This window comes from Nocardia sp. NPDC046473, assembly GCF_040645995.1.
GTDB lineage: Bacteria > Actinomycetota > Actinomycetes > Mycobacteriales > Mycobacteriaceae > Nocardia.
Genome location: NZ_JBEYZJ010000001.1, coordinates 1,058,001 through 1,082,817, shown reverse-complemented (window position 1 = coordinate 1,082,817; position 24,817 = coordinate 1,058,001). Strand labels below are relative to the sequence as shown.

At 67.2% G+C, this 24,817-nt stretch carries 26 protein-coding genes; 11 read left to right on the top strand and 15 right to left on the bottom strand.

Annotated elements, in window-relative coordinates; genetic code table 11:
• Positions 1-326 precede the first annotated feature (326 nt).
• A complete protein-coding gene (locus ABZ942_RS05190) occupies positions 327-1,670 on the top strand; it encodes a hypothetical protein (protein ID WP_357379193.1) in 1,344 nt (447 codons plus the stop codon).
• Positions 1,671-1,727: 57 nt separating this feature from the next.
• On the opposite strand, the gene ABZ942_RS05185 is transcribed toward ABZ942_RS05190, so the two are convergent.
• Positions 1,728-3,218: an NAD(P)/FAD-dependent oxidoreductase gene (locus ABZ942_RS05185; protein WP_357379191.1), complete on the bottom strand. Its 1,491-nt coding sequence runs from the start codon at positions 3,216-3,218 to the stop codon at positions 1,728-1,730.
• 36 nt (positions 3,219-3,254) lie between these two features.
• On the opposite strand from ABZ942_RS05185, the gene ABZ942_RS05180 reads away from it, so the two are divergent.
• Both ABZ942_RS05180 and ABZ942_RS05175 read left to right on the top strand, forming a co-directional pair.
• Complete coding sequence (locus ABZ942_RS05180) at positions 3,255-3,920, top strand: TetR/AcrR family transcriptional regulator (RefSeq protein ID WP_357379189.1); 666 nt, start codon at positions 3,255-3,257, stop codon at positions 3,918-3,920.
• A gap of 148 nt (positions 3,921-4,068) precedes the next feature.
• Entirely contained in the window at positions 4,069-4,668 is a 600-nt protein-coding gene (locus ABZ942_RS05175; protein ID WP_357379187.1) for a DivIVA domain-containing protein, read from the top strand.
• Positions 4,669-5,629: 961 nt separating this feature from the next.
• Here the strand turns inward: ABZ942_RS05175 and ruvB are convergent.
• The 4 genes from ruvB to ABZ942_RS05155 all read right to left on the bottom strand — a co-directional run bounded on the left by ruvB (position 5,630) and on the right by ABZ942_RS05155 (position 8,421).
• The gene (gene ruvB, locus ABZ942_RS05170) at positions 5,630-6,712 is read right to left on the bottom strand and encodes a Holliday junction branch migration DNA helicase RuvB (protein WP_357379185.1); all 1,083 of its coding nucleotides are present in this window, start codon (positions 6,710-6,712) and stop codon (positions 5,630-5,632) included.
• Between the two features lie 6 nt (positions 6,713-6,718).
• A complete protein-coding gene (ruvA, locus tag ABZ942_RS05165; RefSeq protein WP_357379183.1) occupies positions 6,719-7,321 on the bottom strand; it encodes a Holliday junction branch migration protein RuvA in 603 nt (200 codons plus the stop codon).
• Complete coding sequence (gene ruvC / locus ABZ942_RS05160) at positions 7,318-7,887, bottom strand: crossover junction endodeoxyribonuclease RuvC (RefSeq protein WP_357379406.1); 570 nt, start codon at positions 7,885-7,887, stop codon at positions 7,318-7,320. The genes ruvA and ruvC overlap by 4 nt, the downstream gene beginning before the upstream one ends.
• Before the next feature lie 105 nt (positions 7,888-7,992).
• Positions 7,993-8,421, bottom strand: a complete 429-nt coding sequence (locus tag ABZ942_RS05155; protein WP_357379181.1) for an acyl-CoA thioesterase — start codon at positions 8,419-8,421, stop codon at positions 7,993-7,995.
• 147 nt (positions 8,422-8,568) lie between these two features.
• Here ABZ942_RS05155 and ABZ942_RS05150 point away from each other — a divergent pair, with 147 nt between their 5' ends.
• On the top strand, positions 8,569-10,005 hold the full coding sequence (locus ABZ942_RS05150; protein WP_357379404.1) for an alpha/beta hydrolase-fold protein: 1,437 nt from the start codon (positions 8,569-8,571) through the stop codon (positions 10,003-10,005).
• Between the two features lie 205 nt (positions 10,006-10,210).
• Here the strand turns inward: ABZ942_RS05150 and ABZ942_RS05145 are convergent, their stop codons facing one another.
• A complete protein-coding gene (locus tag ABZ942_RS05145; protein WP_357379179.1) occupies positions 10,211-11,173 on the bottom strand; it encodes a helix-turn-helix domain-containing protein in 963 nt (320 codons plus the stop codon).
• A gap of 70 nt (positions 11,174-11,243) precedes the next feature.
• On the opposite strand from ABZ942_RS05145, the gene ABZ942_RS05140 reads away from it, so the two are divergent.
• From ABZ942_RS05140 to ABZ942_RS05125, 4 genes are all read left to right on the top strand, one after another.
• Positions 11,244-12,191 (top strand): NADP-dependent oxidoreductase, encoded by a 948-nt coding sequence (locus ABZ942_RS05140; protein WP_357379177.1) that lies wholly within the window; start codon positions 11,244-11,246, stop codon positions 12,189-12,191.
• 73 nt (positions 12,192-12,264) lie between these two features.
• Positions 12,265-12,471 carry a DUF5988 family protein gene (locus tag ABZ942_RS05135; RefSeq protein WP_150406073.1) on the top strand — a complete coding sequence of 69 codons (207 nt, stop codon included), beginning with the start codon at positions 12,265-12,267 and terminating at the stop codon, positions 12,469-12,471.
• Between the two features lie 122 nt (positions 12,472-12,593).
• Positions 12,594-12,956: a metalloregulator ArsR/SmtB family transcription factor gene (locus ABZ942_RS05130; RefSeq protein ID WP_357379174.1), complete on the top strand. Its 363-nt coding sequence runs from the start codon at positions 12,594-12,596 to the stop codon at positions 12,954-12,956.
• Positions 12,953-13,447 carry an SRPBCC family protein gene (locus tag ABZ942_RS05125; protein WP_357379172.1) on the top strand — a complete coding sequence of 165 codons (495 nt, stop codon included), beginning with the start codon at positions 12,953-12,955 and terminating at the stop codon, positions 13,445-13,447. The genes ABZ942_RS05130 and ABZ942_RS05125 overlap by 4 nt, the downstream gene beginning before the upstream one ends.
• Here ABZ942_RS05125 and ABZ942_RS05120 read toward each other — a convergent pair.
• Positions 13,444-14,196, bottom strand: coding sequence for a YebC/PmpR family DNA-binding transcriptional regulator (locus ABZ942_RS05120; RefSeq protein WP_150406070.1), 753 nt, complete (start codon positions 14,194-14,196; stop codon positions 13,444-13,446). The genes ABZ942_RS05125 and ABZ942_RS05120 overlap by 4 nt on opposite strands.
• 116 nt (positions 14,197-14,312) lie before the next feature.
• Positions 14,313-14,957 (bottom strand): pyridoxal 5'-phosphate synthase glutaminase subunit PdxT, encoded by a 645-nt coding sequence (gene pdxT, locus ABZ942_RS05115; protein WP_357379170.1) that lies wholly within the window; start codon positions 14,955-14,957, stop codon positions 14,313-14,315.
• A gap of 218 nt (positions 14,958-15,175) precedes the next feature.
• On the opposite strand from pdxT, the gene ABZ942_RS05110 reads away from it, so the two are divergent.
• Positions 15,176-16,867 (top strand): APC family permease, encoded by a 1,692-nt coding sequence (locus tag ABZ942_RS05110; RefSeq protein ID WP_357379402.1) that lies wholly within the window; start codon positions 15,176-15,178, stop codon positions 16,865-16,867.
• A gap of 196 nt (positions 16,868-17,063) precedes the next feature.
• Here the strand turns inward: ABZ942_RS05110 and ABZ942_RS05105 are convergent, their stop codons facing one another.
• Positions 17,064-17,882 (bottom strand): acyl-CoA thioesterase II, encoded by an 819-nt coding sequence (locus tag ABZ942_RS05105; protein WP_357379168.1) that lies wholly within the window; start codon positions 17,880-17,882, stop codon positions 17,064-17,066.
• A 144-nt stretch (positions 17,883-18,026) separates the two neighbouring features.
• On the opposite strand from ABZ942_RS05105, the gene ABZ942_RS05100 reads away from it, so the two are divergent.
• The gene (locus tag ABZ942_RS05100) at positions 18,027-18,632 is read left to right on the top strand and encodes a hypothetical protein (RefSeq protein WP_357379166.1); all 606 of its coding nucleotides are present in this window, start codon (positions 18,027-18,029) and stop codon (positions 18,630-18,632) included.
• Between the two features lie 9 nt (positions 18,633-18,641).
• Here the strand turns inward: ABZ942_RS05100 and ABZ942_RS05095 are convergent, their stop codons facing one another.
• Complete coding sequence (locus tag ABZ942_RS05095; protein WP_357379164.1) at positions 18,642-19,793, bottom strand: serine hydrolase domain-containing protein; 1,152 nt, start codon at positions 19,791-19,793, stop codon at positions 18,642-18,644.
• 287 nt (positions 19,794-20,080) lie between these two features.
• Here ABZ942_RS05095 and ABZ942_RS05090 point away from each other — a divergent pair, with 287 nt between their 5' ends.
• Entirely contained in the window at positions 20,081-20,521 is a 441-nt protein-coding gene (locus ABZ942_RS05090) for an HIT domain-containing protein (RefSeq protein ID WP_357379162.1), read from the top strand.
• 39 nt (positions 20,522-20,560) lie between these two features.
• Here the strand turns inward: ABZ942_RS05090 and ABZ942_RS05085 are convergent, their stop codons facing one another.
• The 5 genes from ABZ942_RS05085 to pdxS all read right to left on the bottom strand — a co-directional run bounded on the left by ABZ942_RS05085 (position 20,561) and on the right by pdxS (position 24,527).
• Entirely contained in the window at positions 20,561-21,292 is a 732-nt protein-coding gene (locus ABZ942_RS05085) for an SDR family oxidoreductase (protein WP_357379160.1), read from the bottom strand.
• Positions 21,293-21,518: 226 nt separating this feature from the next.
• Positions 21,519-22,013 carry a hypothetical protein gene (locus ABZ942_RS05080; RefSeq protein WP_357379158.1) on the bottom strand — a complete coding sequence of 165 codons (495 nt, stop codon included), beginning with the start codon at positions 22,011-22,013 and terminating at the stop codon, positions 21,519-21,521.
• 145 nt (positions 22,014-22,158) lie between these two features.
• The gene (locus ABZ942_RS05075; RefSeq protein ID WP_357379156.1) at positions 22,159-22,536 is read right to left on the bottom strand and encodes a 6-carboxytetrahydropterin synthase; all 378 of its coding nucleotides are present in this window, start codon (positions 22,534-22,536) and stop codon (positions 22,159-22,161) included.
• 13 nt (positions 22,537-22,549) lie between these two features.
• The gene (locus ABZ942_RS05070; RefSeq protein ID WP_357379154.1) at positions 22,550-23,455 is read right to left on the bottom strand and encodes a LysR family transcriptional regulator; all 906 of its coding nucleotides are present in this window, start codon (positions 23,453-23,455) and stop codon (positions 22,550-22,552) included.
• Positions 23,456-23,624: 169 nt separating this feature from the next.
• Positions 23,625-24,527 (bottom strand): pyridoxal 5'-phosphate synthase lyase subunit PdxS, encoded by a 903-nt coding sequence (gene pdxS, locus ABZ942_RS05065; RefSeq protein WP_357379152.1) that lies wholly within the window; start codon positions 24,525-24,527, stop codon positions 23,625-23,627.
• Positions 24,528-24,817 lie beyond the last annotated feature (290 nt).

Genomic DNA, 24,817 nt, shown 5'->3' with positions numbered 1-24,817 from the left:
GGGTATGTACCCAGACAGTCTGCCAGTTCATGTCTCCGTCGCCACACCGGCACACCTGCTGGGGAGCGCGGATGCGCCGATCGGCCATATCGCACAGCGAATCCGCGGCCACCACCGGAGCCCGAATAGCCCGGTCGGTTTGTCCGTAAATTCTTCGGTCGGAAACGCGCTCGTAACGAATTCCGTTGGCCTACAGTAGAAATCGCAGGGAATTCATCAGCGCAGGACGTCCCGACGGCGTGGCCGGGGAGCCTGATCTACGCACGAACTCATCGATCTTCGAGCCGTGTCTCGGGACCTTCTGTGCCTTCACAAAGGGGACGATGATGGCCAAGGAAGCCAGAATCGACGTAAAAACGCTACTACAGAAAGCCGCAGGGGATCTGGCCGCGCCGGAGCTCTACGACCTGGCCCGCAGCGCCGAAGCCGGACCGTGGTTCGGCACCCCGGAGGCCAGAAACGGCGAGCCCGCGCGGCGCCCGGACTACGAGTGGCCGCTCGTTTCCGAACACCCCTACCTGGGGAAGCATGGCAAGGGCACGGCGGCGGTGCATCTGGGGACCGGGCACGAGCGGCTGGTCAATCCGATGATCTTCGCCGACGGCTTCAACTACGGTCCCAGCGACCTCGACGGGCTGTGGCAGTGGTTCAACCATCCCTACTCGGACGCGGGTGAGCGGCTGTTCGACCAGTTGCTGGCCGCCGGCATCGACATCGTGCTGCTCGGCTTCGATACTCGGCACGACTACATCCAGGTCAACTCGGGCGTGGCGCGGGCCTGCATCGGGAAGGTCATCGCCGAACAGCAGGGCAATACGCCGCTGATCACCGGCGGCGTGAGCATGGGCGGCCTGATCACCCGGCACGCGCTCGCCGCGATGGAACGCGCCGACGAGGATCACCGGACCGGGACCTATCTGTCCTGGGATTCGCCGCACAACGGCGCGTGGATTCCGCTGATCCTGCAGCAGATGGCGTACTTCTTCGAGTCCTTCGAGGCGACCGCGCCCGGCAAGGCGAGCAAGGCCAGTTTGATCCGTAGCCCTGCGGCGCAGCAGTTGCTGTGGGCGTGGGTGGCGGACGCGCGGTCTTCCGGCCCGGTGGCCACCGCGTCGCCGTTGCGGGCCCAATTCGTCCAGGAGCTGGCCGATTTGGGCGGTTTCCCGCAGCGGCCGGTGCGACTGGGCGTCGCGAACGGGCGCGGCGACGGACAGGGGCCCGCGCTGCCCGCCGGCGAGATCGCCTTCGACAAGAAGTTCCTCGGCGGTCTGGTCGGCAGTGCCACCGCGCGGTATCAGCCCGCCTTCGGCGACAAGCAGCCGATCGGCGGCATGCACCTCGGGCTGACCGCGCGCACGTCGACGACCACCGAGGTCGCACCGTTCGACGGCGCACCCGGCGGCATGCTGGATTCGTTCGGCCAGGTCGCCACCACGCTCGGCATCGACATGGAGGAGGCGAAGCGCTGGAGTTGCTTCGTCCCGTCGGTCAGCGCGGTCGCGCTGGACTTCGACCCGATGACCTGGGAGGTCGCGCTCGACAAGGATCTGCGCAAGGTGACCGCCGAGCACACGGCGCTCACCGAGTTCTGTTGCAACGCAACCAATACCGAGCACTCGATGGTGACACCGATGCTCGCGGAATGGGTGCTGCGCAAGATCGCCAAGTAGCGCGGCGAGCCCCGCCGGAACCGGTCCGGCGGGGCTTGCGCAACGGGGCGTCCTGGCTCAGGCGGACTTGCCGTAGACGTAGTCGTCGAGCGGGAAGCTGACCGCCTCGCGGTGTGCGTTGAGGGTGCTGGTCGGGCGCAGCAGCGCGGCCTCGCCGTGCGGGTTGAAGTAGTAGCTGCGGGCGGTGGAGCAGTTGCCGCCGTAGAAGACCGAGGTGCCGAGCTTGTCGGTGACCTTGTCGAGGAAGCCCGCGTTGGCCTGCTCGGTCACCTCGAAGGTGTGCTCGCCGCGGCGGAACAGCTCGGCGAAGAGCCGTCCCATGTGCTTCATCTGCGCCTCGATGGTGGTGAAGTAGGACAGGCCGCTGTAGGAGTACGGGCTGTTGAGGCTGAGGAAGTTCGGGAACTTCGGCACGGTGATGCCCTCGTAGGCCTGGAAACGGTTGTCCCGCCAGAACTTTCCGAGGTTGACGCCGTCGCGGCCGATGATCTCGATGGCCGGGAAGTTCACGTCCCACAGGTTGAAGCCGGTGGCCAGGATCAGCGTGTCGATCTCGGTCTTGTGCCCGTCGGCGGTGACGATGCCGTCGGCCTCGATGTGATCGATCGAGTTGGTCTCCAGGCGCACGTTCGGCTTGTTGAAGCTGCGGAAGTAGGTATTGGAGAAGGTGGGGCGCTTGCAGCCGAAGTCGTAGTGCGGGGTGAGCTGCTTGCGAGTTTCCTTGTCCTTCACCGAAGTACGCAGATGCGCCTTGGCGAGGATGCCCGCGGCCTTGTTCAGCGGCTTGGCCTGCGTGTAATGCAGCACGCCGACCACCATGAGCGCCTCGAGCAGGCTGGTGTTGAACAGGCGCGCGGCCTTCTGGGTGGCGGGCACCCGGTCGAACAGCTTCTGCACCGGCGCCGGGATGGCGGTGTCGATCTTCGGCACCACCCAGATCGGGGTGCGCTGGAAGACGGTGAGCGCCTTCGCCTTCTTGGCCACCTCGGGCACCAGCTGCACGGCGGTGGCGCCGGTGCCGATGATCGCCGCCTTGCGATCCGTCAGGTCGAAATCGTCCTCCCACGCGGTGGTGTGGATGATCTTGCCGGCGAACGAGTCGATGCCGGGGAACGGCGGAGTGTAGGGCTGGGACAGGAAGCCCGTCGCGGTGAGCAGGTAACGGCCCGTGAGGGTTTCACCGCCCGCGACCGACACCACCCAGTGCTGGTGCTCCTCGTCCCAGCGGGCGCCGTCGACCACCGTGCCGAAGCGCATGCGGCGGCGCAAGCCGTACTTGTCCGCGATGTGCCCGGCGTACTTCTTGAGCTCCGCGCCGGGCGCGAACAGGCGCGTCCAATACGGGTTGGGCTCGAAGGAGTACGAGTAGGTGACCGAGGCGATGTCGACCGCCAGGCCGGGGTAATGGTTGACGTGCCAGGTGCCGCCGAGGTCGTCCTCGCGTTCGAGGATGACGTAATTGCTCAGGCCGAGTCGATCGAGCTCGATGCCCGCCCCCATGCCACCGAATCCCGCACCGACCACGATCGCGTCGTACTGAGGCGCCACTCCGAACCTCCAGGTATGTGAACCGTTTATCACAGAATGACACATCATTCCGTTTGTGACGACTGTATCATCGGTGGCGTGACGAAGCCATTGACGCGGGCCGAGCGGCGCAAAGCCGAGCTCCGCCAGGAAATCATCGACACCGCGTTCGTCTGCTTCTCGGAGAAGGGCTATCACGGCACCGGGATCGCCGATATCGCCGGTCACCTGGGCATCGGGCACGGCACCTTCTACCGCTACTTCAGCAACAAGCGCGACATCATCGACCACGTCATCGATGACCTGTCCGCCAAGATCATCGACACCCTCGGCACCGAGAACGCCCCCGACGCCGCCACCACGCTGGACGAATACCGCGCGCAGACCGACCGGATCGGCCAGGCGCTCACGCACATCCTGATGGATGACCGCCGGGTGGCCCAGCTGCTGCTCGTGCACGCGCCCGGTATCGACGAGGAGCTGACCGCGCGCCTGTACGGCCTGCTCGACATGGCCGACGCACTCACCGCGGGATATCTCGACCACGGCGTCGAACTCGGCTATCTGCGAGCGGATCTGGACACCGTCAACACCGCACGGGCCGTCACCGGCATGCTGCTGGCCGGCATCGTGCACGGCCTGCGTGACACCGACGCCGGGTCCATTCAGGGCCTCAACGAGGCCATTCGGCGGCTGTTGATCGACGGCGTCCGCAAGGACTGAGCAAATCGATAAGCCCCCTGACGGCGTCGGCGGCGTTAAGGTGGGGGAACAGTTCCGACGTGTCCGCCAGGGGGCGCTCGTGGTCGCAAGAGACCAGGGAGTACGAAAACCGAACATTCCACCGGCCCGGCGGGTCGGGCCTGACAGAATGTCGCCCGTGACCCCCGAGGATGTAAGCCGGATCAGCTTTGCCACACCACCATTCGGGCAGCGTGGTTACCACGCGGACGAGGTGGACGCCTTCCTCGACCTCGTCGCCGCGACCATGGCCGGGCAGGGCGCCCTCGCCGCCGACGATCTGCGTCACGTCGCCTTCGCCGCACCCCGCCCCGGCGGCCGCGGCTATCGCGCGGATCAGGTCGACGAATACCTCGATCAGGTGCGCGTCGAACTCGAGGCCCGCCAGCGCGGCACCCGGCCGACACCGGCAGGCAACGGGCACTCGATCCTCACCCCGGATGACGTGCAGCGCATGCGATTCACCTACGCGCCGGTCGGCCGTCGCGGATACCACGAAGACGAGGTCGACGCCTTCCTCGACCTGGTCGCCGCCACCCTCGCCCACGGCGGCCCCGGCAGCCTGACCGTCGCGGACGTGCGATCGGTGCGATTCAGCGGTGCCCGACTCGGCACCCGCGGCTACCAAGGCGACGAGGTCGACGCCTTCATGGACCTGGTAGTCACAGCCTTACAGCACGCCGAACACCAACACCACCGCTGGACCCTGCACCGCGACGCAGGCGAGTAACCCACCACCGCCCCCGCATCGCCCCTCTTCTCCCCGCCCCTCTTCGCCCCGCCCCTCTTCGCCCCGCCCCGCCCCTCTTCGCCCCATGCACCCTGCTTCGCCCCGCGCACCAACTCGCCCCGCGCGCACGAAAACACCCGCAATCTCGTGCGCGGCAGCACAATCCGTGCGCAGCAAGCGGTCACCTCGACACTGCTGAACTTCTCGCCGAACGCCACCACCCGCAGCGCACCGATTCGCCCGGCGCGCACGAAATCGCCAGCAATCTCGTGCGCGGCAGCACAATCCGTGCGCAACAGGCGGTCAGGTCAACGCTGCTGAACTTCTCGCCGAACGCCACCACCCCCCAGCGCACCAACTCGCCCGGCGCGCACGAAAACGCCCGCAATCTCGTGCGCGGCAGCACAATCCGTGCGCAACAGGCGGTCACCTCGACACTGCCGAACCTCTCGCCGAACCCACCACCCCCCAGCGCACCAATTCACCCCACGCGCACGAAAACGCCCGCAATCTCGTGCGCGGCAACACAACATGCGCGCAGCAAGCGGTCACCTCGACACTGCCGAACCTCTCGCCGAACCCCACCACCCCCCAGCGCACCAATTCACCCGGCGCGCACGAAAACGCCCGCAGTCTCGTGCGCGGCAGCACGGTTCACGCGCGCCTGGCACCTGAGCTACTGCCCGAGCGCACCGGTTCGCGCCGGGCGCATGAAACTGCCAGTAATCTCGTGCGCGGCAGCACAATCCGTGCGCGAGGCGATTAGCTCGGCACTGCCGAGCTTCTCGCCGCGCACCGAATCGTCTCGCCCGCGACCGGTTCGTCCGGCGCATCGATTCGTCTGGCGCGCACCGATTTGTCGGCAATTTCGTGCGCGGCAGAAGAAGATGTGCGCGGCGGGCGATTCTGGGAGCGGCGATCAGCTCGTGGGCCAGCGGTTGTAACCCGCTGCGGTGCTAGGTCACTCGAAGAGGTCGAGGGTGGGTTGGGGTTCGCGGCCTCGGACTTCGATGGCACCGAAGACGAGGTCGGGGGGTGGGACCAAGCCGAGGTGTTCCCAGGCGGCGGCGGTGGCGACGCGGCCGCGGGGGGTGCGGGCGACCATGCCTGCGCGGACGAGGAAGGGCTCGCAGACTTCTTCGACGGTGGCGGCTTCCTCGCCCACGGCGACCGCGAGGGTGGAGACGCCGACGGGGCCGCCGCCGAAACTGCGGACCAGGGCGGTGAGTACGGCGCGGTCGAGGCGGTCCAGGCCGAGCACGTCGACGTCGTACACCTCGAGGGCGGCTCGGGCGATGGGCAGGGTGACCATGCCGTCGGCGCGGACCTCGGCGTAGTCGCGGACGCGGCGCAGCAGGCGGTTCGCGATGCGGGGCGTGCCACGGGAGCGGCCGGCGATTTCGGCGGCGGCCTCGCGGTCGATCTGCACGCCGAGGATCTGGGCCGAGCGCAGGATGATGAGCAGCAGCTCGGCCGGATCGTAGAAATCCATGTGCCCGGTGAAGCCGAAGCGGTCGCGCAGCGGGCCGGTGAGCGCACCCGACCTGGTCGTCGCGCCGACCAGGGTGAACGGGGCGATATCGAGCGGAATCGAGGTGGCGCCCGGCCCCTTACCGACGACCACGTCGACGCGGAAGTCCTCCATCGCCAGGTACAGCATTTCCTCGGCGGGGCGGGCGATGCGGTGGATCTCGTCGATGAAAAGCACGTCGCCGTCGACCAGGTTGCTGAGCATGGCCGCCAGGTCGCCCGCGCGTTCCAGTGCGGGGCCGGACGTGATGCGCAGCGCGGTACCGAGTTCGGTCGCGATGATCATCGCCATGCTGGTCTTGCCGAGCCCGGGCGGCCCGGACAGCAGCACGTGATCCGGTGTGCCGCCGCGCTGTTTGGCGCCACGCAACACCAGCGCGAGCTGTTCGCGCACGCGGGGCTGGCCGATGAAGTCGTCGAGCGACTTCGGCCGCAGGCTGGCCTCGATCTCGCCGTCGGACTTCAAATAGCTTGGCGTGACCTGGGATTCGTCCGCTTCTTCTTCGTATTCCATGCGGAGTTACCGATTCTTGCCGAGCAGGTTGAGCGCGGCGCGCAGCCCGACAGAGGTATTGGCGGCGGGCTGTTCGGCGAGTACGGAGTCGATGGCCTGCTCGGCCTGCTTGAGCGGGAAGCCGAGACCGGTGAGCGCCTCGACCACCTGGTCGCGCACCGGCGTGATGACCGGGGTGGCGGCGCCGGGCGGACCGGACTGCACCGGAACGAGATTCACCTTGTCGCGCAGCTCGACCACCATGCGTTCGGCCCCGCGCTTGCCGATGCCGGGCACCCGGGTGAGCGCGGCGACGTTGCTTTCGGCGAGCGCCTTGCGCAGCGCCTCGGGTTCGAGCACCGCGAGCACCGCCATGGCCAGGCGGGGGCCGACACCGGACACCGTTTGCAGCAGACCGAACAGGTCGCGCGCCTCGGTGTCGGCGAAGCCGAACAGCGTCATCGAGTCCTCGCGGACGATCATCGCGGTGTAGAGCCGGGTTTCCTCGCCGCGGGTCAGCGTGGCCAGCGTCGCGGGGGTGACATTGAGCCGGTAACCGATGCCCGCCGCCTCGATCACCGTGTGGTCGAGGGCGATTTCCAGCACCTCACCGCGTACCGACGCGATCACCTCTGTACCGCCTTCCGTTGTTCGGCAAGCCGTTCCGCGTACTTGCGTTGCACCTCGGCCGCTAGGGCTTCGGCCTTGGCCATCCGCTCCAGCAGCGGCGCCCGCCAACAATGACAGATGGCCAGCGCGAGCGCATCCGCCGCGTCGGCCGGTTTCGGCGCGACCTGCAGGCCGAGTATTCGAGTGACCATGGCCGTGACCTGCGCCTTGTCCGCGGTGCCGTTGCCGGTGACCGCGGCCTTCACCTCGCTGGGCGTGTGGAACGCGACCGGTATGCCGCGGCGCGCGGCCGCGAGCGCGATCACCCCGCCCGCCTGCGCGGTGCCCATCGCGGTACGCACATTGTGCTGGGCGAAGACGCGTTCGATCGCGACGGCCCCCGGTTTGTGCGTGTCCAGCCACAATTCGGCGGCGTCGGAGACCTCGAGTAGGCGGTGCGCGAGGTCCATGTCGGGCGGGGTGCGGACCACATCGACGGCGATCGCGGTGACCTTCCGGCCGATACCGCCCTCGACGATGCTGAGGCCGCACCGGGTGAGCCCGGGGTCGACGCCCATCACCCGCACGAAATCCCCTCTCGCAGACACGAACAACTGTTCGAGAGTCTAGCGGAGGCAGGGTCTTTCACGGTCCAGCGACACGGGGTGCGCCGGGCCATCCGCCCGAGCGACTTACGACGCCGCGGGGAAGCCGAGTAGCTCCGGTTTACTGGCGCGCGCCGCCCACTCGCGCGCCGGATCGACGACGAGACGTCGCGCTGTGAGATCCAGCAATCCGCTGACGTTGAGCACCGTGGCGGCCACCTCACCGTCCGCGCGGGTCAGGACCTGTTCGACTCGATACGTCTTGCCGGTCCCCCACAACCACGCGCACGACACGTCGACCGTGTCGCCGCCACGTAGCTCTCGATGGAATTTGATCGTCGTCTCCAGATTGACCGGCCCGAACCCGTCGGCGATCAACTCGTCCACCGAAATCCCGGCCGCCTGCACACACGCGAATCGCGAGTGGTCGGCGTACTGGTGATACGCAGCGCCGGTGACGTGCAACTGCGGATCCAGGTCGGACACACGGACTTCTAAGCGAGTACTGAACGTCACGAGCGCGACTATGCCAGCACCCACCGACAAGTTGCGCCGACCCGGAACCACCCAGGTTGGCTGGAGCGGATTCACAGCGTCTCTCGAGGAACGGTGTCGACAATGCCGTACGTGTCTGCCCTCGGAGTGCCGTTTGCCGCGCCCGCGATCCCGGTGCCACCACCGGCCCCACAGTTGCCGTCGGCGAACCTGAATCCCAACTATCAGAACACCTTTCATCATGGGGTCTCCCTGTTGCACGGGTGGCTGCCGTTGACCGTGGAGATCGTCGCGGTGGTACTTCTGCTCGTCGCCGTCGCACGAAGGTCGCGGCGGTGGTGGGCGATCCAGGTGCCGGTGTGTGTGCTGATCGGCGGGCTCGGCGCGTTGGTCGCGCGGTGGTATGTGTCGAATCAGGGGTTGGCGTCGGATCCCGCGCCCGCGTTGCTGTGGGCCTGCGTCGGTGGGACGGCGGGAGCGTTGGCCGTCGCGGTGCTCGGCTGGCGGGGTGCCGGTTGGTGGCGGCGCGGGGTTGCCGTGCTCGCCATTCCTGTGGCTCTGCTCAGTACGGGTCTCGTGCTCAACCAGTGGGTCGGCTACTACCCCACCGCGCAGTCCGCGTGGGGCGCGCTCACCGCCGGCCCGCTGCCGAACCAGACCGACCTCGACGCGCTGGCCGGATTGCGCAACACCAACGTGTCCACCGGCAAAATCGTGCCGGTCCGAATTCCCGACTCGGGCAGCAACTTTCCGCATCGCACCGAGTACGTCTACCTGCCACCCGCCTGGTTCGCCGGGCCGACCCCGCCCACGCTGCCCGTGGTGATGATGATCGGCGGCGAATTCAACACCCCCGCCGACTGGATCCGCAGCGGACAGATCATGCCCGCCGTCGACCAATTCACCACCGCCAACGGTGGCCTCGCACCGATCCTCGTGTTCGTCGACTCCAGCGGTAGTTTCAACAACGACACCGAATGCGTGAACGGCCCGCGCGGCGACGCCGCCGACCACCTGACCCGAGATGTGCCGAGCTACCTCGAATCCCGCTTCGGCGCCGCCGCCGATCCCGCGCAGTGGGCGGTGGTCGGCTGGTCCATGGGCGGCACCTGCGCCGTCGACCTGGCCGTCATGCACCCGGAACTGATCCACACCTTCGTCGACATCGCCGGCGACATCGGCCCCGTCTCCGGCACCAAAGACCAAACCATCGCCCGCCTCTACGGCGGCAATGCCGACCAGTGGGCCGCCTTCGACCCGGTCACCGTCATGGCCAAGCATGGCCAATACACCGGCCTGGCAGGCCTTTTCGACGACCTCACCCCACCGCAGCGCCACTACCCCACCGGCAACGGCGCACCACGCGGGCCCCGCCCGCAGATGGACGACGACAACCCCGGAATGGGCGGCCACGACGGCGTCATGGACACCGGCGAGGTCGGCGCGGCCGAAAAGCTGTGCAACCAGGGTCACCAGGTCGGCATCGACTGCACCATCCACACCACCCAGGGCGGCCACACCTGGCAATTCGCCTCAGCGGCGTTCACCTCGTCGCTGCCGTGGATAGCAGCCCGCCTCGGCCTCCCCACTCCGAATGCCACCTGACCGGCTCCGCCGATACCGGCCGACGGTAGACATGACGGCGGCCCCACTCGCACTTCGCCGCCACCATGTCCCGTTGAGCGTGGTCACGAGCGGCGGACGGCCGATGGTGCTGCCCGGCGGTCGGCCAGTGCGTGCAGCGTCCGGGTGGCAGTTTATGTCCGGCAGCCGTAGGGCGACAGCGTGATTCGAGATCGGCCGTTCGGCCTCAGGCCGGCGAGAGAGTTCGGGTGAAGGTGCGGCGGTAGGCCTGGGGTGATACGCCGATTGCCTCGTGCAAGTGCTGGCGCAACGAGGTTCCGGTGGCGAAGCCGACCTCGCCTGCGATGCGGTCAACCGTCATGTCGGTCGATTCGAGCAGGTGGCGGGCGCGGAACAGGCGCTGCTGAATCAGCCAGCGGCCCGGGCTCATGCCGACCTCCTCGCTGAAGCGGCGGGCGAAGGTGCGTTTGCTCATGCGGGCGCGGACGGCCAGTTCGTCGACGGTGAGCGGTAGGTGCAGGTTTTCCAGCGCCCACTGGCGCGCGGCGGCGGCGCCCGCCGAGGTGGACGGCGGGACGGGCTGCTCGATGTATTGGGCTTGGCCTCCTTCGCGCCACGGCGGCATGACGCAGCGCCTGGCCACCGCGTTGGCGACCGCGCTGCCGTGGTCGCGGCGCACGAGGTGCAGGCACACGTCGATACCGGCCGCCGCGCCCGCGGAGGTGAGGATGTCATCGTCGTCGACATACAGCACGTCGGGATCGAGGCGAACGCGCGGGAACGTCTGACGGAAGAGGTCGGCCTCGTACCAATGCGTGGTCGCCGGGCGCCCATCGAGCAGTCCGGCGGCGGCCGCGACGAACGCGCCGGTGCAGATCGCGACGAGCCGGGCGCCGGGCCGGATCCGGGCGAGCGCGTCGCGCACCGGCTGCGGCAGGTCTCCGTCCAGGGTCATCGCGATGTCGCACGCGGGCAGGATCACGGTGTCGGCGGTATCGATGATGCTGCTGTCGTGCGGGACGGATATCGAGTAATCCGCGACGGTTCGCACCGGCTGACCGTCGAGCGAGCAGGTGCGAACCTCGTAACGACCGCCCGCACTGCCGAAGACCCGGTTCGGGATGCCGAGCTCGAACGGGTAGACCCCGTCGAGCGCCAGCACCGCGATCCGATGAACCGAAGACGTCATGGCACGATCATATCGAATAATGGCAATCATGCCATTTTCTGGCAGGCGCCGAACCGGCAAACTCTGTGCAATGAGCGAAAATATGCGTGCGATCAGTCAGGACACCCTCGGCGGCCCAGAGGTCCTCACCGAGGTGCAACTCCCCCGGCCGGTGCCCGGTCCCGGCGAGATTCTGGTGCGGGTGCGTGCGGCCGGGCTCAACCCGACCGACTGGAAGCACCGCGCCAACGCGAGCGGCTTCCTGCCCCCACCGCCCTTCGTTCTCGGCTGGGACGTGTCCGGCGAGGTCGCCGAAATCGGCATCGGCGTGACCCTGTACCAACCCGGCGACGAGGTCTTCGGCATGCTCCCGTACCCGAACGGCCACGGCGCGATGGCCGAGTACGTCGTCGGCCCGGCCCGCGCCTTCGCCCGCAAACCCGCGAGCCTCGATCATGTGCAGGCCGCCGCGATCCCGCTGGCAGCACTCACCGCCTGGCAGGCCCTGGTCGACACCGCCGACTTGCAGGCAGGCCAGCGAGTGTTGATCCACGCGGCGTCGGGCGGCGTCGGGCACTTCGCTGTCCAGATCGCCAAGGCGCGCGGCGCTTACGTCATCGGCACGGCGAGCGCGCCCAATCACGAATTCCTGCGCGATCTCGGCGCGGACGAGGTGATCGACTACCACACAACCGATGTCGCCGAGGCGGTCCGCGACGTGGACGTGGTGCTGGATTCGATCAGTGACGACAACAGCGTCCACTCGCTGCGCACATTGCGGCCGGGTGGCGTGCTTGTCACGCTGCGCCCGTCCGGCGAGGTCGATCTGGCAGGCGAGGCGAGCAAGCTCGGCGTGCGCGCGCTGCGCATGCTGGTGGAGGATGACCACGCGGGCATGGTCGCGCTGGCCGGGCTCGTCGAATCCGGCAAGTTGCGTCCGACGATCGCGGGCATCTTCCCGTTGGCGGACACCGCGAAGGCGCATGCGTTGGGCGACACCGGCCGTACCGTCGGCAAACTGGTTGTCACTGTGCCCTGACGCCGAAACTTTTTCCGCGCGGCGCTTCGGTGAATCCGCGAAATCGGGGCGGTCACGCTTCTACCATCCGATGATGAGCACTGTTGTGAAGGCTGTCCTCGAGGGCGGGCCGAAAGACATGCCCGCGCGCATCGTTCCCATCACCCCGCCGGGAATCGAGTTGAAAGTCCCGTTCAAGGGTGGTTACGAACACTTCAAGGTGACCCGCAAGGAGAAGGACACCCCGGAGGGGCGGTTGCGTGTTTACGAGTGGTCCAGCCGGACCGAACTCCCGAAGTGACGCGCGAATAATCGTCCTGTGCGGCCGGTCGGATCACCGACCGGCCGCCTTCCTCCGGGGCTGCTCGGTGAACAACCGGCAACCCATGGACAAAAGCGTAACCACTTAGTTACGCTTTCCGGGTGGACGAGGTGGCGAGCGCGATCGCCGATCCGGTGCGGCGGGAGATCCTGACGTTGCTGCGCGGCGCGCGGCTCACCGCCGGCGAGATCGCGAGCCGGTTCGAGATCAGCAGGCCGGCGGTGAGCAGACACCTGCGGGTGCTGCGCGAAAGCGGCCTGGTGCGCGACGAACTCATCGGCAGGCAGCGGTACTACGTACTCCATCCGGCGCCGCTCGCCGAACTCGCCGACTGGATCGCCCGCTTCGACACGTCCACCGCGTGGGAGCACCGGCTCGACGCACTCGACACCGAGGTCTACCGGACGCGTCGCGAGCACCGCGCGGCGCAGGCCGACCGGAATCCGAAGGAGAACACCGGATGACCACCCGACCCACCGGCCGCCTCGACCGCAGCGACGGTACGCGCGATCTGATCCTGACCAGAACCTATCGCGCGCCGATCGCGGATGTGTGGGCCAGCATCACCGAATCCGACCGCACCGCACGGTGGTTCGGGCCATGGCAGGGCGAGGCGGGCACCGGACAGAACATCAAGGTGCAGATGGTGCACGAAGAGGGTGCGCCGTGGTGCAACGCCCACATCGATGCCTGCGAACCACCGACGCGGCTCGCGATCACCACCAAGGACAGCTACGGCAGCTGGCGTCTCGAGGCGGTCCTCACCGAAACCGACGGCGTCACCGAGCTCGTCTTCACCCATCATCTGGAGCCCGACGCGCCGATCGCCGAGGTCGGCCCAGGCTGGGAGTTCTACCTGGACGCACTCGGGGCGGCCCGCGATGATGCGGACCGCCCCGAGTGGGAGGACTACTACCCCTCGATGAAGCAGTACTACGAAGCGTTGGCGGACTAGTCGTCGAGCTGGGCCAAGATCTCGTCCGAGATGTCGACGTTCGTGTAAACGTTCTGCACGTCGTCGCTGTCTTCGAGCGCGTCGACCAACTTGATCACCTTGCGGGCACCGTCGGCATCGACCTCGACCGACACCGACGGCTGGAAGCCGGATTCGGCGGAGTCGTAGTCGATTTCGGCGGCCTGCAACGCCTTGCGCACCGGGATCAGGTCGCTCGGGTCGCTGATGATCTCGAAGGAGTCACCGAGGTCGTTGACCTCCTCGGCACCCGCGTCGAGCACGGCCATCAGGACGTCGTCCTCGGACAGGCCGTTCTTGTCCAGCGTGACGACGCCCTTGCGGTGGAACAGGTAGGACACCGAACCCGGGTCGGCCATGTTGCCGCCGTTGCGGGTCATCGCGACCCGCACCTCGCCCGCGGCGCGGTTGCGGTTGTCGGTGAGGCACTCGATCAGCACCGCGACACCGTTGGGGCCGTAGCCCTCGTACATGATGGTCTGCCAGTCGGCACCGCCGGCTTCTTCACCGCCGCCGCGCTTGCGGGCACGTTCGATGTTGTCGTTGGGCACCGACGACTTCTTCGCCTTCTGGATGGCGTCGTAGAGCGTCGGATTGCCGCCGGGGTCACTGCCACCCGTGCGGGCCGCCACCTCGATGTTCTTGATCAACTTGGCGAAGAGCTTGCCGCGCTTCGCGTCGATCCCCGCCTTCTTGTGCTTGGTGGTGGCCCATTTGGAGTGGCCGCTCATTCCCTACTTCCTTCAGGTCGATGGCACGTTTGGTGGTGTGTACCGTACCGGCCCGGCCGGACGAACAACTTCTCCAGCCTACTCGGCCGGTCATCGCGGTCTGAACGGCGCGTGAACTACGCGTCCCGGACCAGGTCCACGAACATCCGGTGCACCCGCAGATCGCCGGTTACCTCCGGATGGAACGACGTCGCGAGGACGTTGCCTTGCCGCACTGCCACAATGCGCCCCGCGAACGGTCCGTCGGGCACCGTCGCGAGTACCTCGACACCGGCGCCGACGCGCTCCACCCAGGGCGCCCGGATGAAGACCGCGCGCATCGGGCCGTCGTCGAGCCCGGTGAAGTCCAGATCGACCTCGAACGAATCGACCTGACGGCCGAAGGCGTTGCGGCGCACCGTCATATCGATGCCGGACAGGTGCTGCGCGTCGGGGCGGGTGTCGAGCACCTCGTTCGCGAGCAGGATCATGCCCGCGCAGGAACCGAAGGCGGGCATGCCATCTCGCAGTCGCGCACGCAACGGCTCGAGCAGTTCGAAGACCTCCAGCAGCTTGCTGATGGCGGTCGATTCGCCGCCCGGCAGTACCAGCGCGTCCACCGCGGCCAGCTCGGACGCGCGGCGCACCAGCACGGGTTCGGCGCCGCAGTGGGCCAGGGCCGCGATGTGCTCGCGCACGTCACCCTGCAGGGCCAGCACGCCGATGGTGGGGCCGGTCGGGGCGAGGTCGGCGGCGGGTGCGGCGACCGGGGAAGCGTTCACGTCGGAAAGTTTACGAGCCGGCGCGGTGTGCGCCTGCTCACGGTCGCCGTCAGGGTTCCGTCAACGCCCGAGTAATCCGGCCGCGGCGGGCCGACACTATCGAGGTGATAGCTGTGTTGCCGCGCAAGGTGCCTGCACCGGGCGGAGATGCGAATACTGCCAGGCGCCGCCGCGGACTCACCGTCCCGACCGGTTTGGCCGGCCTTTCCCTCGATGCGATGGCGTCGGTGTCCTACGGCCCGGAAGCCATCGTGCTGGTGCTGGCCGCCGCGGGTGGCGCGGGACTCGGCCTGACCCTGCCGGTGACGCTGGCGATCGCGGCGCTGCTCGCCGTGCTGGTCGCCTCCTACCGTCAGGTGATCGCGGCGTTCCCGAACGGCGGTGGCGCGTACGCGGTGGCCAAGGCGCATCTGGGGCATCGCACCAGCCTGACCGCGGCGGCCTCGCTGATCATCGACTACGTGTTGAACGTGGCGGTGTCGATCGCCGCCGGTGTCGCCGCACTCACCTCGGCGTTTCCCGGGTTGCTGCCGTACACGTTGTGGATCTGCCTGGCGATCCTGATCGGCATCACGGCACTCAATCTGTTGGGTATCACCGAGAGCGCCCGCGCGTTCATGGTGCCGACCGTCGTGTTCGTGGTCGGCATCTTCACGGTGATCATCGCGGGACTGCTGCGTTCGGAACCGGCGAGCGTCAGCGAAGGCGCCGCGACCGTGCTCGACGTGCACACGGTCGGAGTCCTGTTGCTGCTCAAGGCCTTCTCCAGCGGCTGTGCCGCGCTGACCGGTGTCGAGGCGATCGCGAACGCGGTGCCCAGCTTCGAGGCGCCGAAAGTCGTTCGCGCGCAACGGGCGGAGGTAGCGCTGGGGGCGCTACTCGGCCTCATGCTGGTCGGGCTCGCCCTGCTGATCGAGAAGTTCGAAGTGCACCCGATCGAGGGCACCACGGTGCTGTCCCAGTTGACCGAGGCCGCGCTCGGGCACGGAATGGGTTACTACGTAGTCCAATTCGCGACCGTGATCCTGCTGGCACTGGCCGCCAACACCTCCTACGGCGGGCTGCCGACGCTGACCAAGATCCTCGCCGACGACAACTGCCTGCCGCACCGGTTCGCGGTCAGTTCGCCGCGGCAGGTCTATCGGTACGGTGTGCTGACCCTCGCTGTCGCCGCCGGCGCGCTGCTGATCGGCGCGAACGGCAATATGAACGCGCTGGTCCCGCTGTTCGCGATCGGAGTGTTCGTCGGGTTCACCATCGCGCAGGTGGGCATGGTGCGGCACTGGCTGCTGTCCAGGACCGGCGGCTGGCAGTGGCGGATGGCGCTCAACGGATTCGGCGCGGTGCTCACCTTCATCGCCGCAATCGTCACCACCGCAATGAAATTCACCGAGGGCGCCTGGTTGATCGTGCTGATCCTGCCCGCGCTGGTGGTCGGGATGGAACGAATTCGCGACACCTACGGCCGGATCGGCGCGTTCCGCCGGTCCGACGAGGTACCGCCGCCGCCGCGGCCGCGCGACGCCGTCATCGTGGTGCCGGTGTCCGAGGTTTCCGACTTGAGCTGCGAGGCATTGTCCGCGGCGCTCTCGATCGGCAAAGACGTTGTCGCGGTGCATGTTTGCCTGCCGGGCGAGTCGGTCAAGGCGTTCACCAAGGCGTGGGAGGCCTGGCACCCGGACGTGCGCCTGGTGCTCCTCGAAGACAGCGACGCGACAGTCGGCGGGCCGGTGGCGCGTTACGTCAGCGAGAACTTCGAAGGCCGCCGCAAGGTCGTCGTCATCGCCGAGGTCGACCCGCCGGTCGGCTGGAACCGCGTGCTGCCCAGCCACCGCAGCGATGAACTAGAACGCGTGCTGCGCCGTATGACCGACACAGTAGTCTGCCACCTGCGCGTCCAGGTGGGCTGAAAACCTGATCGAATTCAGGCGGCCGCGGTGGTGTGCGTCGGCCACACGCACACCACCGCAGTCGACAAACGCTCCCACCCCCACGCAAGAACAGTCCTCCCACGCGCCGTGAGCCAGGTCGCCGCGCACCAATTCGCTTGCCGCGCGACGATTCGCCGACGAAGTCGTGCGCGGCGCACCATGATGTGCGCGGCGGTCAGTCGCGGAGGTTGCGGATGAGTCCTTCTTGGACGACCGCGGCGACGAGTTGACCGTCGCGGTTGTAGATCTTGCCGCCGGTGAGGGCGCGGCCGAAGCTTGCTGACGGCGATGCTTGGTCGTAGAGAAGCCAGTCGTCGGCGCGGAACGGCCGCAGGAACCACATGGCGTGATCCAGGGAGGCGTTCTGGGTTTGCTCGTCGGGGTGGGTCACCTTCGAGGAGCCGAGCAGGGTCATATCGCTCATGTAGGCGAGGGTGCAGACGTGGAACAGCGGGTCGTCGGGCAGCGGGTGGCGGTAGCGGAACCACACCTGCTGCTGGGAGACCACGCCCTCGCGGCGGGCCACCTGATCCTGCGGCACTGTGCGGATATCCCAGTGCTCCCACTCGCGCATCGCCCACAGGCGCTCCGGGCTCATCGTGATGCTGGCGTCCGGGAGTTCGTCGGGCGGCTGCACCGGCGGCATCACATCCTGATGCTCCGGGCCCTCGTCGCCGATGTGGAACGACGCCGACATGGTGAATATCGCCTGACCGTCCTGCACGCCGGTGACCCGGCGGGTGCAGAACGAGCGGCCGTCCCGAATCCGCTCGACGAGATACACCGTCCGCTGGTCCGGGTTGCCCGGCCGCAGGAAGTATCCGTGCAGCGAATGCACCTGGTACCGCGGTTCGACCGTGCGCACCGCCGACACCAGCGCCTGGCCGGCAACCTGTCCGCCGAATGTGCGCGGAAGCTGAGTCTTCGTGGACGCGCCACGGAAGATGTCGCGCTCGAGCCGCTCTATCTCCAGCGCCTCTTCGATTGTCGCCATGGGCTGAGATTAACTCGCCACGCTGCCCGCCTGCTCCTCGGCCGTCAGGTGATCGGCCAGCAATGCGCCTCCGGTCGCGGCCACACCCGGCAAGATCACATACCGCCGACGAGGGCCGGTGGCACGGTTTGCTCTGATGGACCGGTGCCACAGTTCGTGCCGATCACCCAGGACGTCCTCATCGAACGTCTCGTCGAGCGCCTGCGCGCCCTGCCCGGCCACCGGGTGATCGCGGTCGACGGCGCCGACGCCGCCCGCCCGGTCGATCTCGCCGATCGGGTCGCCGCCGCATTGCGCGACACCGGCCGACCCGCAGACGTGGTCTCGCTGCACGATTACGTCCGCCCGGCCTCCCTGCGCGTGGAGTTCGGCCGCGACGACATCTCCTATCGCACCGCTTGGTTCGACTACGACGCGCTGCGCCGCGAGGTCATCGACGCGCTGCACACCGACGGCCGTTGGCTGCCCGCCCTGTGGGACGAGGCCACCGATCGCTCGGCCCGCGCCACCATCCGCCCCGCTCCCGCCGACACCGTCCTACTCATCGCGGGCCCCATGCTGCTCGACCACTACCTCCAGTTCGACCTGACCGTCCGCCTCGACATGTCGGAACAAGCCCTGCGCCGAACAACCCCTCCCGAGGAGCACTGGACCATCCCCGCACTCCTCGACAATCACGAAACCTCCACCACCCCAACGTTCTTCGCCCGCTGGGACCACCCTGACCGTCCAGCCCTCCGCGTCGACTAGGCATCGTCATTAGGATTTCGAGGGCCCACTCGCACACAACGCCGTGGCGAGGGCGGCCCGAATATCCGCATCCTGTGCCTCGCTTTGGCCGGGGTCGAGGTTGACCATCACCGTTGCGGTGCGGCCGTCTGTTGTTGTCGCGCCCAACGTCTCGAAGCCCAGGATGCCGCCGTCGTGTCCCCAGTACAAGCCACCGCAGGGCAGTGGTGTGCTCTGAAAACCCAGCCCGTAGGCGTCATTGAACGAATCGCCGGTCGGCCGGGTCGTCATCATCTCCTGGAGTTCGGGCGGGTTCAGGAGGCGACCAGTCATGAGGGCACCGAGGAACTGGTTCATATCCGCGGCACTGGAGACCATCGACCCGGCAGCCCCCGCGATCGACGGATTGAACTCGGAGAGGTCGATAGGACCCGCGTCTCCCGGCTTGGCATAACCCTGCGGGTGCACGCCCGGAATACTCGACTCATCTCCAGGAACGGAAGTGTCGTGCAGGCCGAGCGGACCGATGATGCGCTGGTCGATCTCCGCCCCGTACGGCCGACCGGTGACCTTCTCGATGATCATCCCCGCCAGCAGGTAGTTCGTATTCGAATACGACCAGTCGGTTCCCGGCGGGAACAGCGAAGGATTGGTCAGCGCAAGTTGCACTAATTCCAGCGGATCATGGTGTACGAGAGTATTTTTCAGGACCTGCTCCTGACTCAGCGAAGCCAGGAAGTCGGGCACGCCGCTGGTCTGCTGCAGCAGCTGCCGCACCGTGATGACCTGCCCGTCATTGCCGTTGCCGCGGACCACTCCGGGCAGGTACTGCTCGACCGGCGCGTCGAGTGCCACCCGATGCTCACCGACGAGTTGCAGCATCACGGTGGATACGAACATCTTCGTCATGCTGCCGATGCGAAACCGACTGTCCCCCACCATCGGCGCCTGGGTTCCGATGTTCGCGACACCGCTCGTCAACACGGTGCGGCCGTGTGCGTCACGCACTTCGAGCAACACTCCCGGTGCGCCGTCGGCGGTGGTCAACCGCTGCAGAATGTTCTGTACATCGGTATAGCCGGGCGGGGTTGCGGCAGTAGCGTTGTCCCCCGTCCCGCACGCACACAGCGTCAACGCGGCAGTAGCGCACAAAGCGCCGAAAATAAGGGTGTACCTACGCATTTCGTCCTCCACGGATCGTCAGGACCAACGCTAGGCAGCCCCACCCGGAGACACCTCACCCCCGAGAGCTAAACGGGTACCCCAGCCTTGCGATACCCCAGTACCAGGCAGATCCCCCAGAGGTGGTGCCTGCGTCATTTCGGCACAGGCCCGTCCTTGCTCTTCTTTCCTGAAGCGGTCGTGCCGATGCCTCATATAAAAATGCGCATATCCACGTAACTAGATGCATTCTCCTCACTTCTGTTTTTGCACAGCGAGGTCCCGTTGACCATCGTTAAAGTGACCGAATGGGGAGTGAATGCGCTATCTGCGCGAAGCATCGGGGCGTCGGACCGTTGGTGGGGCCGGTGCTCTTCGAGAACGAACTGGTCATAGTGACGCATCGCCCCCTCGACCAGGGCTCCCCCGTCCCCGGCTACCTGTTCGTAGAAACGCGCCGACACACACCGACCGTCGCCACCCTCACCGATCCTGAAGCCGCTGCCATCGGCGTGGCAGTCACCCGGGCGGCCCTCGCCCTACAACAAGAACTAGCACCGGAATTCGTCTTCTCCGCGATCACCGGCCGCTCCGTCGCCCACTTCCACCAGCATGTCTTCGCCCGCCCCGACGGCACTCCGGCAACCACCCCGTGGACCGACGTCGACTCGTGGCAGGACTCCCCTCGCATCACCCCCACCGAGTTGGCGACTTTATGCAGCCGCCTGTCTACCCACTTCGCCCCGTGAGTGGCACACCTGCCGCCACCGTGTGCCACTCCACGACGACTAGACGAGGCGGTGGCCACCGTCGACGTGCAGGACGGTGCCGGTGATGAAGGGGTTGTGCATGGCGGCGAGCATGGCCTGGGCGACTTCGGCGGGTTGGCCGATGCGGCCGACCGGCAGACGGGCCGCGAGTTGTTGGTGGCGTTCGGTTTTGGCGTCGCCGGCGATGGTGTCCCAGATCGGGGTGTCGATCCAGCCCGGGGAGACGACGTTGACGCGGACGGGGCCGAGTTCGACGGCCAGGGCATAGGCGAGGGATTCGAGGGCGCCGTTGGCGGCGGCGACGATCGCGGAGCCAGGGCCGGGGCGGTAGGCGGCGATGCCGGAGGTGAAGGTGAGCGAGCCGCCGGGGACGATCCGGGCGTGCTTGGCGAGTAGTGCGGGCCCGATCAGCTTGGCGTCCAAGGTCTTTCGTGCCAGTTCGACATCGAACGAGGCGATGGGCTGATACACCCCCTCGACGTCGACCGCGGTGGTCACCACGTGATCGACCGGCCCCACCTCGGCGAACAGCCGCTCGATAGTGGCCTCCTCGGTGATATCGACGACGATCGACCGCACCTTGCCCGGCCCAGCGGGCAAGGTGCGTTCCGCGGCGGCGAGCCGCTCGGCGGAGCGGCTGGCGATGATGACCTCCCCGCCTGCCGTCACCAACGCGTCGGCCAACGCCAATCCCATGCCGGAGCTGCCGCCGACGATGACGACCCGTTCTGTTGTTGCGCTCTCTGTCATGCCTCCACTCGACCACCACACCGATCGAGTGTCCATGTCGCGCTATCGAATTCGCGTTAGTACCGAACTAACGCCGCAGGTCGGGCCGCACCGAACCGCCGCGGGCACGTCGGCTCAGAAAGCTACTTCGACGCCGCGCAACGGTCATTCTGCCGCGCATAAAATCGCCAGCAAATTAGTGCGCGCCCCGCCAATTGCTGCGCGGCGGGGCGGGGCAAGTGAGCGGTCAGCCGGTGCAGGCCGGGGACTGGATGTTGAGATTGGTGAGGGCGCCACAGGCCCAGGACTTCTGCACCTTCCACTTGCCACCGTCGAGCACGAAAGGCACGTCGACCACGTTCTCGGAACCGTTGATCGTGAATTTCCCTTGAGCGCTGACGGAATCGCCGAAAACGGTCACTCCGGTGATGGTGACCTGAGCGCCCGCCTGCTTGTACGCTTCGGCAAGACGGTTGGGCAGGTCCGGATCGGCCTCGATGCCCTGCACCAGGTCCAGCTTCTCCGCGCTGGGCACCGACGGATCCAGCGCCTTCTGCAGCAGCGCGTTCAACTCATCGACGGTCGGCGGGGCAGGCGTGTTCGGGTTGACCGTCGTGCTGGTCGAGGTGTGCGAAGGCTTCGGCGGATCCTTCTTGTCATCGCTCCCACAGGCCGTCAGGCCCAGCGCGGCGACCACGGCCAAGCCTGCGATCGCGATACGTCCGGTCTTACGAAGCTTCAACTGCTCGTCCTTTGCGTTCGGCTGATACATCGACGGTGATGCGGCACGCGCTACCGACGCAGCGGTCGACGGGCATCGAAATATCAAGCTACCCAGCACAATTGTGAGAACAGTAAGACGATCGTGTGGTGCGGAGAAGAGTCGGTCACATAGGGCTGTAGCGGGTCGCGACGCTGAGGGAAAGGTTTGTCAGCTCAACATGAGAAAGCTGCGGTATCGAGGTTGCGAGTTGTTCATAAGTCCACCGACTGACCGACTCGAAAGTCGGACGGAATGAGAACGTCTCGGTCCAGGTATCGGCCGTCAACTCGGCAACCAATCCGTCGATCACTCTGTCGAGTTCATCGGTGTCGATGAACCACCCGCGATCGCCGAGCTGATCGTCCGCGAAAGTGAAACCGACCCGCAGCTCAGCCGCGAATGGCTCGCCGGGTAGCCGGGCCGGAACCCCGTGAACGCGCCGCACCGGCGACGGAAGCCCCTGTCGCACAGAGAATTTCCGCGCTATCTCGATCCTGAACATGCAGGCAGCGTAGTCAGGTTCGGTCGGCGGTCGCGCGCCATTTCGGATCGGCGGCCAACATATCGACAAGGACGCGCACGGCCGGATTCCGAACAGGCACGCGCCAGATAGCAGCGTAGGTGACCGCCAATGGACCACCTCGGAGTGGACGCCAGACGAGGCCGGGTCGGTCGGCGGCGCGCGACGAGCTGAGACCGATCAGGTCCGGCCGTAAGGGCAGCACCGTAAGCATCTGGGCGTGGCCCATCGCGCTGTCGCTGAGCCGCACCTGTGCGCCGCGCTCCCGCAGCGCACGCAACAGTTCGTCGTGGAGTCCCGCGGCCGATTCTCTGGCGAACAGGATGAGCTCCTGGTCGGTGAGATCGCCTGGTTCGACCTCATCGGAATTCGCCAGTGGATGCGCCGAGGACATCAGAACGCCGAGTTCATCACGTGCGACCGGCCGCTGGGCGAAGCGGTCGGGCAGCGTGACCGGCGCACGCACCAGCGCGAGATCAACCTCATCGTCATCGAGCAACCGAACCTGGTCAGCGGTAGTGCCACCGGTGAGCACCATCCGGGTACCGGACGGCAGCAGTTCCTCGATTCGTGAAGGGAGCCAAGGAGGTACGCCGTTGAGCAACCCGAACCGAACCACCGGCGCACCCGCCGCCGACGCACGCCGCGTCTCCCGCACCGCCGAGTCGACCGACCGCAACACCTCCTTGCCGGTCCGGAACAACACCTCCCCCGCCGCGGTCAACTCGACCCGCGGCTCCCGACTCAGCAGCGCCCCACCCATCTCCCGCTCCAACACCTTGATCTGCTGACTGAGCGTCGGCGCCGAAATAAACAACCGCTCCGCCGCCCGCCGAAAATGCAACTCCTCGGCCACCACAACGAAGTACCGCAACTGCCGCAACTCCACGACCACCCACATCCATCCACCATCAACCGGCCGACTCGACCGCGTCAGGATCTGCACTCTGTCTCGGGACCTGCACTCGGAATAGGACCCTAGAGTCAGTGCAGGTCCCGAGACAGAGTGCAGATCTTGCGATAGCGTCGCGAAGCACGCGGGCTCGTGCCGCCCGGGTGGGGCGGGGGGGTTACCAGCCGCGTTCGGCCAGGCGGTGGTCGACCGGGAGTTCCTCGACGTTGATGCCTACCATCGCCTCGCCGAGTCCACGGGATACCTTGGCGAGCACGTCCGGGTCGTCGTAGAAGGTGGTCGCCTTGACGATGGCGGCGGCCCGCTCGGCGGGGTTGCCGGACTTGAAGATGCCGGAGCCGACGAAGACACCTTCGGCGCCGAGCTGCATCATCATCGCGGCGTCGGCGGGGGTGGCGATGCCGCCCGCGGTGAACAGCACGACGGGCAGCTTGCCGGTCTCGGCGACCTCGCGGACCAGTTCGTAGGGCGCCTGCAGCTCCTTGGCGGCGACGAACAGCTCGTCGGCGGGCAGCGAGGACAACCTGCGGATCTCGCCGCGGATCTTGCGCATGTGCGTGGTGGCGTTGGAGACGTCGCCGGTGCCCGCCTCGCCCTTCGAGCGAATCATGGCCGCGCCCTCGGTGATTCGGCGCAGCGCCTCACCCAGGTTGGTGGCGCCGCACACGAACGGAATCGTGAAGTTCCACTTCTCGATGTGGTTGGCGTAGTCGGCGGGGGTGAGCACCTCGGACTCGTCGATGTAGTCGACGCCGAGGCTCTGCAGGATCTGCGCCTCCACGAAGTGGCCGATGCGCGCCTTCGCCATGACCGGAATGGAGACGGCGGCGATGATGCCGTCGATCATGTCGGGGTCGCTCATCCGGGACACGCCGCCCTGCGCGCGGATGTCGGCGGGCACCCGCTCCAGCGCCATCACCGCGACCGCGCCGGCGTCTTCGGCGATCTTGGCCTGGTCGGGGGTGACGACGTCCATGATCACCCCGCCCTTGAGCATCTCGGCCATGCCGCGCTTCACGCGGGCGGTGCCGATGGTCTGGGTGGTGTCGGGCGTAGTCACGGCAAACTCCTGGGTCATCTGCGCCAATCGGGTCGCAAGGGATTGAATCGACCCAATTCTAGGCGTGCCACCCAGGCCACTTGATAGCCAGTCGGAGATGACTGGCCTTGTCACCCACCAGCGGTTCTGTCCGCCACCGCAGCGCACTGGACCGGTCGGCCGGGCCATCGGAACGGATTCGCCGGGGCAGCGGGGCGGTTTCACCCGCCCTCGCTAACTTCCGGCGGCTACTCAGAGCGGACCGACGACCAGCAACTGCGCCCAGTACTCGGCCGCGGCCGGGCCGACGA